Origin of the sequence: Bradyrhizobium cosmicum (assembly GCF_032290525.1) — a bacterium.
Taxonomy (GTDB): domain Bacteria; phylum Pseudomonadota; class Alphaproteobacteria; order Rhizobiales; family Xanthobacteraceae; genus Bradyrhizobium; species Bradyrhizobium cosmicum_A.
Genome location: NZ_JASXTA010000041.1, coordinates 25,356 through 31,355 on the forward strand (window position 1 = coordinate 25,356; position 6,000 = coordinate 31,355).

Below are 6,000 nucleotides of genomic sequence, written 5' to 3' on the forward strand. Positions count from 1 at the left end.
ATATTCCGCTACGTATTCATTGCCGCAAACCGCTTTAACTCGATGATGTTCATCGGCAGGTGGTGAGAGCGCTAAAAAAAGGGCCACTCCCGCGGGAGTGGCCCGCAGTGTGTGGGGGAACTCCCCACGCGAGACCCTCTGAGATCAAGCCGAGGCCTGATCAATAGGCGAAATGAAGAACGAGCACTCGCCGTAAATCTTCCAGTCAGTACCCTCGCGCTAGGTCGATCACATTTTGCAATGGCTTCCTATCGATAAACCGTTGCAGGTTAGCGGCGAATATCTCGAACAGGCGCGCGGAATAATCGCTCGGATACCCGGAGACGTGGGGGGCCACGAGAACATTAGGCATGGTCCAGAGCGGACTGTTGGCCGGGAGCGGCTCCTGCTCGAACACATCGAGAAGAGCCCCCGCTATGGTGCCTGCTCGGAGCTCTTCCACGAGCTCGCTCTCCGCAACGACTGACCCGCGAGCAATATTAACCAGAAAGGCACTGCGTCGCATTAGACGAAGCTGTTCACGGCCAATTAGCCTGGTCGTTTCGGGAACGAGGGGAACGGCAAGCACAACGAAGTCAGAGAGTTGCAAAAGCTCTGCAAGGCCATTGGGCGGGAGGAGCCTGTCGACGCCCTCCACTGGCGCGCCGACATCGCGCTTCGTGCCGAGCACTGTCATCCCCGCGCCTTTGCCGCGGCGGGCGATGGCAGCTCCGATCGAACCGAGCCCGACGACGCCGAGCGTCTTCTGCGAAATCGGCGGTACCGGACGTGTGTGCCACTCCTTGCGAGACTGCTCCTGCATGAAGCGTGGGAAGTCCCAGTGCATCATGCCAATGCCCGTCATGACAAAATCCGCGATGGAATCGCCATGGACGCCTCGAGCATTGGTGACGATGAGATCGCGGATACGGTTGCAAGTCGGCAAAATCGCGTCGATGCCCGCGGAGGTCGACTGGAACCAGCGTAGCCGACGGGCCTTGTCCAGGACCTGGGGAGGAAAATCAATCCCGGAGCCAACAATGACATCAGCATCCGCCACCTGGGATTCCAGTGACGCAGTATCTTTGGCGCTCAAGACGCGCACGGTCGGAAAGCGCTCATGGACGCGGCGCGCAACTTCGGACCCATGGACCAAGACGGTGACGGCAGCGATAGCGGAAGATGTGGACGATGTCATCACCGGCTCGTCCTTGTTACTCGAGTAAACCGAAAGGACTTTTGAGCACCAGCGCGCCCTGTGCTTCCCTTAAACGCACAGGTGATGAACACCTCGGAAGTCAATGCACCCTCTCCTGTCGTTGGAAGCCCGGCCTGTCCCCTCCCCGGGCTTAGCTATAAAGCTATCACGCAGCTTGTATTCTGCTGAGGGATTGGAAATTGACCGATGTGGTCTGTTATAAGCCGAAATCCTGCGCATGCGTGGCACAAGATGAAGCTTTTATCGCGTCGGGGCAGTAAGCTTTCGCAAACGAGCCACGAAAGCCTAGTCGCCTCCAGGATAGCTACAGCCACGCGCGACAAGGCGGCTCGCCAGATGAGCAGCGCACGACATCGGGCCATCGCACGTTGAGATAAGCAGTTGCGCACTGTGGTGCCGGGACGACGGCGCTTATACAGACATCGGCCTTCATTGACCCCAAAGCAGAAGGGCAAGCTCAGGTGATCCGCTCGCCCGCTTTGCTCTTCCCGGTGAACTCCACCCGCTCTCATTTTGCGGCTCTGCATCGCGCCAGAATGCATGAGCGGGCAAGGCCCGGCAAGCGACCTGTATCCGCGCGCTTGCAAAGCAGCGTCCGCGCTCCATGCCGGCGCGAACCACGCGCGCCAGACAGGCCATAGCCTTCGCCGCCGCCGTGCCCCAAGGCTGCACCCAAGGCACTTGGCCGGCCTTCAGCTCGGCGATGGTCTTGCTGGTGATGTCGCCATAAAGGCTTGTCGGTCCTCACCGATGCGCGCCCGAGGATCATGTCTGGACATCGCGGATCTCCGGACGGGCGCCACGAGCCTCTCTCGCGGCCTGTAACGCGTCACGGCAACCGCGCGACACTCTTACGCTCAGCCTCTAAGTGAGAATGTGAATCTGCGAGGGGGCTTGGCCCTTCGTGCGATTCTTCATGGCAGTTGGCGTTGAGGTGCCACGGCCGCAGACCCGACCATGCGGGCGGCAAGGTCGCCCCAGCAGAAAAGGGCACCTGCAGGAGCGTGAGCAAAGCGACCCCAAAGCCGGCACGCGTGGCCGAGTGCAGCGACGAGACCGGTTATCTTTTCGGAAAAAATAGTCGGGCAAATGCACCAGCATTCCCCCTCTACCTACGAATGTGCAGTAGGAACCTGTACGAATCTGAAATATGTGTAAGTTTTTGGGGGTAATTATAGCGATGACCGGCTTGTCATTCGAAATCCTTATTGATGACGTCCTTGCCGGCATCACTTCCGTGTCTCAGCTCACCACTTTGGTAAACAAGCGCGTTCTTAGCTTAATTAACGACTTCGAAGACACCGAGTGGCGGTATCTCAAATTCCAGAGTTACCTCTGGGACAATATAGCTGAAACCGCATTGTCCCAAAGAGAGCGATCCGCACTTGTGGATCAGAGTCACAGCAGCCTCATAGCAGCCGCTCAGAACCTCAGATTGACTGACAAGGACGAGGTGGGTCAGGGAAGCGAAATAGCCGAAGTGTTCTTGTATGGCCTAATGCGCCATCGTTTTGGCGCTCTGCCTGTCGTTCCGAAGATATTTTACAAACAGAATGTTCAGGACAACGCCAAGGGAGCAGACAGCGTACACATTGTAGTGAAGGGCGACGACTTCACACTGTGGTTCGGCGAAGCGAAATTCTACAACTCCATAGCTGATGCTCGCCTCGATGCAGTAGTGACCTCCGTCTTGAACTCACTATCGACCGATAAGCTGAAGAAAGAAAACGCGATCATCACCAGCGTCTCGGACCTGGATGGACTGCCAATCCCCGCACGCCTTCGAGAGAAGATCAAAGCCGCTTTGAGCAACCGCGAGTCCATCGACAAGCTGAAGGCGAAGATTCATATACCGATCCTTATTACACGAATGCCTCACGACGGCCGCTGCCAGCGAATTATCGGAGACCTACAAGACGGAGTTGGCCGCCTTTCACAAGGAACGGGCTGAATCTTACTTTTCAAAGCAGCTCGCAAAATCCAGCTCAGTTCACAAATACGATGATCTCAACTTCCACATCATACTCTTTCCGGTCCCAAGCAAGAAGAAGATCGTTGACGCGTTTGTCCACGCCGTCGCCTTCTACAAAGGACAGAAATGATGGAACTTTTTGAGACCTGTCAGGAGATTAACGGGCTGCTATCGATCCAGAATGAGCTGGCTGCGAGAAATCTGTTGATACAGCTACTGGCAGACTTGGATCGGGCCAAGACGCCCTACCCGCAGTTAGTGAACCAGATGATCCGCGCGACGGGCCTGTTTCCCTACCTGCAGCTTGAGAGCGCGTCGTGGGACCAGAAATACGTGCATCACGCATTTGAGGTTGACGTTGGCCGCCGATTGGCAACCCTACACCGAGAGCAATCCTCTGTCCTTGCCAGACTTCTGAACGGGAGGAGCGTCGCGGTAAGCGCCCCAACGAGCTTCGGAAAGAGCTTTATCATTGATGCGTTTATAGCCGCGAAGCATCCGGACACGGTGGTGATCATCGTTCCGACAATCGCGCTCATGGACGAAACACGAAGGCGACTGTTCAAGAAATTCTCCGAACACTACACGATCATAACGGCACCGGATACGCGGCTCGGACCTAAGAACATCCTCATCTTTCCGCAGGAGCGCGCCTTCGGATACCTGGCGTCCCTTAAAACCATCGACCTTCTCGTCGTCGATGAATTCTACAAGGCGAGCCAAGAGCACGATCCCGAGCGCGCCTCCTCTCTGGTAAAGGCGATCTTGAAACTTTCGAAGAAGGCAAGCCAGCGGTACTACCTTGCACCGAACATCAAGAAACTCAACGATAATGCATTCACCCGCGACATGGAGTTTGTTGAACTCCTCAATTTCAATACCGTGTACTTGAATATCCAAGAACCGTACAAGGAATTTGGAGGAGACGCCGCCAAGAAGGGCGCGAAGTTGATTGAGCTGATTTCTCCGGGCGATGAAAAAACACTCGTCTACGCTGGTACTTACGGTGAAATCCGAAAAATTGCCGACCTTGTCATCAAGAACCTGCCAGCCGTAGATCGGATATACACCTCAGCGTTCGCCAAGTGGCTGAGGGAAAATTACGAAGAAGACTGGCTCTTGGCCGATCTGGTCGAGCGGGCCGTCGGAGTTCACAATGGCAGCATGCACAGGTGCCTGAGCCAGCTGCAGATCAGGCTGTTTGAGTATGAGGACGGCTTTGACAGCATTGTCTCCACGTCTTCTATCATTGAGGGCGTCAACACTTCTGCTCAGAATGTGATCGTATGGCGCAGTAAGCTTGGCAGCACCAACCTCAAGGATTTTACATACAAGAATATTATTGGCCGCGGCGGGCGCATGTTCAAGTACTTCGTCGGCAACATCTTTCTGTTAGATGCGCCGCCAAAATCGGAAGATGCCCAACTCGAAATCTCGTTCCCAGATAAGATGCTGGGAACTCTCGACGAAGATGGCGATGCAGACCAGCTGACAGACCGTCAAATTGAAAGGATCGTCGAGTACAGAACCCAAATGTCCGACATCATTGGCGAGGAACAATTCGCACGTCTCAAGAAGGACAATGTTCTGCAGGACAGCGACGCAGACTTTCTGCTGCGCTTGGCAAAAGATATGAGAGACGCTCCAGATGATTGGAGGGGCTTCGGCTATCTCAACTCATCAAATCCTGCCCAGTGGGACTCCATGCTGTATAAAGTGCTCAGGCTCAAACCCAGCGGTTGGGATACAGCATGGTCTAACGTGGTGAATGTGACCAAGGAGATTGCGCACAATTGGCGTGATGATTTGTCCCAGATTATTTCGACCTTGAGGCGAAGCGGTATTAGCATAGAGGACTTCTTCAAGCTGGAGAGGACTGTTACATTTAAGTTGTCTGCTCTCCTCGGCGACACAAATGAGCTTCATAAGATCATCGTGAACCCTGCTGTTGATATCTCAGGGTTCGTAGGCAGGATGAGCCGCGCGTTCCTTCCTAGTGCAGTCTACCATCTTGAGGAATACGGCCTACCGCGCATGATATCGAAGAAGATCCATGCGGCCGGTCTCATCAATTTTGAAGATCCTGACATGGATCTCCTCAGGGCACTCGACCGATTCAAGTTTTTGGGGATTAACGCCGTACTAGCGATCAAATCTCTAGGACCTTTTGATCGCTACGTTGTGCGCTTCTTTTTCGATGGGATTACTCTTGACGAGTCCCAGACACCGGATGACGCTTGATAGCATGGTGTGCTCAAGGGACGCCGATTACACTCCAGGCGGCACCACGCGATCCCACTAATGGCAGTTCGTCCCTAGAGTGGGCGCGATAATTGGAGAGCTCGACATCGATCGTCGGTTGCCCCTTGCGCGCCTACTCAGCCCAGCTGTTTTCTCCGACGCGTTGGCGCCCTGGACGGCAATCTCTGAATGCACAAGCACTTCTTATGAGAAGCGAAGAGCACCCCGAAGAGTTGCATCGTTATTGATGGTCGAGGCGATGGAGGCGAGGAGGGGGTGCTCTCGATCTCGATCTGTCATCCTTGACGAAGATGCTTAATACGGTGACGTCGCATTGCGTCCGGCTGGCCGCGACCAGCGCCACGCCATATGTCCGTCGAATTGCATTGAACTACCCAGGGCCGCAGGCCCGGCCAGGCGTGCGCCAGGGGCGCATCGCCTCGACGGAAAATGGCACCCGGAGAGCGTGAGCATAGCGACCCGAAGGAGCACGCGGGTCCGAGTGCAGTGACGAGACCGGTTCAATAGCGGCACCCGGGAACGGGGCAGTGATAGCGATCGCCGCAGGCGAGCCCCTTTTCCGAGTGCC

General features: G+C 55.5%; 3 protein-coding genes and 1 pseudogene. 2 read left to right on the top strand and 2 right to left on the bottom strand.

The annotated features are described in order from the left end of the window. Nucleotides 1-205 precede the first annotated feature (205 nt). Entirely contained in the window at nucleotides 206-1,177 is a 972-nt protein-coding gene (locus QSV46_RS37590) for a D-2-hydroxyacid dehydrogenase (protein ID WP_314963747.1), read from the bottom strand. 647 nt (nucleotides 1,178-1,824) lie between these two features. Continuing rightward, nucleotides 1,825-1,977 (bottom strand): annotated as a pseudogene (locus tag QSV46_RS37595) (ArdC-like ssDNA-binding domain-containing protein); the annotation flags it as partial. 401 nt (nucleotides 1,978-2,378) lie between these two features. On the opposite strand from QSV46_RS37595, the gene QSV46_RS37600 reads away from it, so the two are divergent. Together QSV46_RS37600 and QSV46_RS37605 are read left to right on the top strand one after the other, a co-directional pair. Beyond that, nucleotides 2,379-3,149: a DUF1837 domain-containing protein gene (locus QSV46_RS37600; protein WP_314963750.1), complete on the top strand. Its 771-nt coding sequence runs from the start codon at nucleotides 2,379-2,381 to the stop codon at nucleotides 3,147-3,149. Between the two features lie 150 nt (nucleotides 3,150-3,299). Further along, a complete protein-coding gene (locus tag QSV46_RS37605; RefSeq protein ID WP_314963752.1) occupies nucleotides 3,300-5,411 on the top strand; it encodes a DEAD/DEAH box helicase in 2,112 nt (703 codons plus the stop codon). Nucleotides 5,412-6,000 lie beyond the last annotated feature (589 nt).